Origin of the sequence: Myxococcus vastator, from assembly GCF_010894475.1 — a bacterium.
GTDB lineage: Bacteria > Myxococcota > Myxococcia > Myxococcales > Myxococcaceae > Myxococcus > Myxococcus vastator.
On record NZ_JAAIYB010000605.1, the window covers coordinates 1 to 3,918 of the forward strand.

A 3,918-nucleotide genomic window follows, 5' to 3' on the forward strand; every position below is an offset into this window, starting at 1 on the left:
CCGCTCCCCATCCCAGACGTTGAGTCGCAGACAGGCCAGCACGTCCCTGGGGCGCAGGGTGGTGGTGCGGGGGTTCTGGAGCTCCGGAATGGCGGCCATGGCCTCCGGCAGCCGGTAGAAGGGGATGCGCGGGTTGAGGTGGTGGACGTGGTGGTAGCCGATGTTGCCGGTGAACCACGCCATGACGGGGCCACAGGCGAGGTAGCTCGACGCCTCCAGGGCCGCGCTCGCGTGCGTCCAGTCCTGGTCCTCGCGCAGCGCGACGTCCGGGAAGTTGTGCTGGGAGAAGAAGAGGTACGCCCCCAGCGCGTAGCCGAGCGACAGCGGCAGCGCCATCGCCGTGAGGTACACACCCAGTCCCCCGAAGGAGAGCACCGCCACGCTGATGGCCACGTGGAGGAGCACGGCGAAGCCCGCGCTCCAGTAGCGCAGCGGGTGCTTCACGAACGGCACGATGCACAGCCCACTCAAGAACGCGAGCGGATACGCGAAGATCATCACCAGCGGATGCCGCTCCACCACGTAGGCCAGCCGCTCCAGCGCCGTGGCCTCACGCCACTGCCGCGCCGTCCACGTGGTGAACGTCCCCGACGAGGAGGCCGCCAGCCGGGCCGTGTTCGCGTGGTGGTGGTTGTGCGTCTCGCTCCAGACGCGCGGCGGCGTCAGCAACAGCACCGCGTGGGTGTGGAACAGGGCCTTTCCCAGCCGCGAGCCCGACAGCAGCGAACCGTGCAGGTAGTCGTGGACCAGGATGAAGGAGCGGACCAGCACCAGCGCCTGCACCACGCTGCCCACGACGCGCAGGGGCCACCAGGGGGGAAGGGTGGCGAGCGCGATGGCGCCCAGCAGGGCCGCGAAGGTGGTGCCCACTTCCCACCAACTTCGCCGCGGGTCCTGCGCGGCGAAGGGCCGCGTGCGGGCGATCAGGTTCCGCTCGGCGTCTCGGGAGAGTGAGGTGAAGGCGCTGCTGCGGGTCGCGGAGTCCATTCGGAGGTCCAGGGCTGGCACGGCGGCGGCTGCCGCCGATTCGAGTCCCTGGAACCATGCCCGCCCACTGTCATGCGACCGTCATGGGCGCTGCTATTGGCGGACACCCCCACGGATGCTGCGATGCGTCGGAGGCCGCGCGGCCCCGTCTGGCCCATGGGGCCCGACGGGGCACGGCTCGTCACGAGCGATGCTTGTTGGCCCGGAACTCACTGGCCCACTGCTCGACGATGGACGCCACCTGCTCGCGCTCGGAGCGCTGCGCGGTCGGAATCACCGAGGCCTGGGCCAGCTGCAGGACGGGCTGGCTGTCGCCACTGGGCGTCGGGACCACGGGGCTGACGCCCTTCTTGCGGACCCAGACGCGAGGCCCCTCGCTGGGACGCACGGGCTCCGGGATGATGGCAGTCTCCATCGCCTCCGCGGAGTCGCGGCGCTTCCGCCCCAGGATGACGTCCGGAATGCTGTTCGGCGCGGCGTCTTCCGTCCACGCGTGGTGCAGGCGGCCGGACGCCACCATGAGGCGCCGCTTCTGGTAGTGGGCCGCGCAGTAGCCCAGGCTGCGCACGGGCCGCTTGCAGCCAATGACGGCGCAGGGCCGGGCTTCCGGAGCGGCTTCGTCCTCGGGCCCCGCATCCAGGGTCGCGAGCGACGAGGCCAGGACGTCCAGCGCCTCCTCCGGCAGCTCACGCCGCGGCTGGCGGCGGGGACCGCTGGGAGACAGGCTCTCCGCGATGCGCAGGAGCGTGTCCGTCAACGGCGACAGTTGCCCGGCGAGCTCCTCGGCCAGCACGGTGCGGAACGCGCGTTCCAGTGGCGGCAAGGATGAGGCGGGAACGCGCGTGGTTCGCGTGGAGTGATGAGGCGGGGCGGAACGAAGGCTACGGGGTCTTGGCATGTCGATGAGTGCCTGTGGTCGCTGCCGGCTGCTTCAGGGGACCGTGGAGCGGACGGCCGTGGCGTTAGCACACCTGTGGCCGACCGCCCAGGACAGCCTGTCAAAGGGCTGGTGAGTGGATGTTACGCGGCGATAACCCAAGCGGTGCGTCCCCATGTCAACACGGCCCCCGTCCATTCAATCCCGAGCCGCGCCCACTCCTTCAGGTATGTCGGAATCCCACCTGCCGAGGAGTCGGCATGACTTCCATGGTTCACGCTTCTTCCTCGGCTGAGGCAGACTTCTGCGGCAGGATGCGCGGGTCGTGCAACTTCACTGAGAGGATTTGCCCGTGCGAAACATCTCTGGTGTCGCGGTGTCCCTGGTTGCCGCTGGCTTGCTGGTCGCGTGTGGCGAGGGCGTGGAGCTGAATGAAGAGGGGGCAATCCCCACCACCCCGGAGGCCGCGCAGGAGGCTGTCTCCGCGCCCGCCGAGGTGTCCGCGCAGGCGTGCACGACGCTGTACCGTCCCCGGTTCACCACCTACTGGACGTCCTTCCCCATCGAACGGGAGGGGCAGGTGGGCCGGTGCACGACGGCCAGTGACTGTTCCGTGACGTGTGTGGGCGAGACGTCGCAGTACGCCATCAACGGCCAGTTCTTCTACTGCACCTACTGCCCCTGACGTGACGTCTCAGCGCGCCACGCCGGCAGCACCCGGAGTGGAGCCGCCCTCCGACTGGCGGCAGCGCGATTCGGCCGCGCGAGCGTTCGCGGCCTCGTCTGCGCGCCCTGCGGCTTCGAGCAGCGCCGCCGCCCGGGCGTAGTGTCCGGCGGCCTGTCCCTTGGGCAGCAACTGCTCGTCCGCGTGCGCGGCGGCGAGCAGGAAGGGGAGGGCGCGGTCCTCCTGCCCCGCCTCCATCCAGTGGTGCGCCAGGACGATGGCGGGCGCGCCGTCCCGTTCGAAGACGCGGGCCAGCCGGTCGTGCAGGAAGCGAGCGGCGGAGTCGGACACGCTGGCGTGGACCGCTTCCAGGACCAGGTCGTGGGTGAAGCGCTCCGCCACGAGGAGCTGCGCGGACTCCAGCTCGGACAGCGCCGCGTGCAGCTCCGCCACGCTGACCTGGAGCACCTCGGGCGCCAATGCGGCCCGGAAGTGGAGGTCTGCTCGCGCCGCCAGCTGCGCCGTGAGCCGGGCCAGGGGCGTGAGGCGCTCCAGGCGGCGTTGGATGAGCGGCCCCACGCGGCCCGGAGGCGGGAGCCGGCGCGGCCAGTCCCGGTGGAGGGCATCCGTCTCGATGAGGTGCTTCAGCGTCTCCATGATGTACAGCGGGTTGCCCCCCGTGTAGCGCGTCAGCGCCTCCGCGTGAGGTTCCGCGCCCGGAAGCGCCAGGCCCCCGAGCAACTGCCGGACCTCTTCGGGCGCGAGCGGCCCCACCTCGATGACGCGCGCGAGCCCCGTGTCCACGAGCTTGCGCACGTTGGCTTCGGAGTAGGGCGGGAGCTCCCCCTTGCGGTAGCAGTCGATGAAGACGGGCGCGCGGGCCGGCGCTTCGTACTTCCGCTCCATCATCCGGGTCAGCGCGTACATGAACAGCTTCGCGCTGGCCTGGTCCCAGTACTGGACGTCGTTGACGACGATGACCTGGTCACCCGCGTGCAGCAGGGCCAGCGCCTCCGCGTGGGCCTCGTAGAAGCGCAGCTCGTCGGCCTCGGAGGCGAGCGGTGGCAGGGCGCTCCCATTGCCCAGTTCCGGCACGATGCGCGACAGCTCCGTGCGGACCCAATCCGGCATCACGATGCCGGGGCGCCGGGCCAGGTGGGCCCGGACCGCGCGCGTCTGGGAGGCATAGGGCACCTCCTGGTCACCCGGGCGGGCTTCGAGTCGAAACCACGCCCCCATGGACGCCGCGAACTCCTCGGCGAGCCGCGTCTTTCCGCTGCCCGCGTCTCCCGCCACGAAGAGCAGCTGCCCCGCCTCCAGGCCTTCCTGGAGCTGGCGCAGGGCGTGCTGCCTGCCCGCGAGGACGGGCGGGCGCAGCACGCTCATGGGC

General features: G+C 70.9%; 4 protein-coding genes. 1 reads left to right on the plus strand and 3 read right to left on the minus strand.

All coding sequences use genetic code 11. The features are described 5' to 3' along the window. Both G4D87_RS34725 and G4D87_RS34730 read right to left on the minus strand, forming a co-directional pair. The coding region (locus G4D87_RS34725) for a fatty acid desaturase family protein (RefSeq protein ID WP_163786962.1) at window positions 1–987 on the minus strand (987 nt) is incomplete at its 3' end. 181 nt (window positions 988–1,168) lie between these two features. Beyond that, on the minus strand, window positions 1,169–1,810 hold the full coding sequence (locus G4D87_RS34730; RefSeq protein ID WP_163786963.1) for a cell wall protein: 642 nt from the start codon (window positions 1,808–1,810) through the stop codon (window positions 1,169–1,171). A 406-nt stretch (window positions 1,811–2,216) separates the two neighbouring features. Between G4D87_RS34730 and G4D87_RS34735 the strand changes: the two genes are divergently transcribed. Beyond that, complete coding sequence (locus G4D87_RS34735; protein WP_163786964.1) at window positions 2,217–2,549, plus strand: hypothetical protein; 333 nt, start codon at window positions 2,217–2,219, stop codon at window positions 2,547–2,549. A gap of 9 nt (window positions 2,550–2,558) precedes the next feature. On the opposite strand, the gene G4D87_RS34740 is transcribed toward G4D87_RS34735, so the two are convergent. Next, the coding region (locus G4D87_RS34740) for an AAA family ATPase (RefSeq protein ID WP_163786965.1) at window positions 2,559–3,918 on the minus strand (1,360 nt) is incomplete at its 5' end.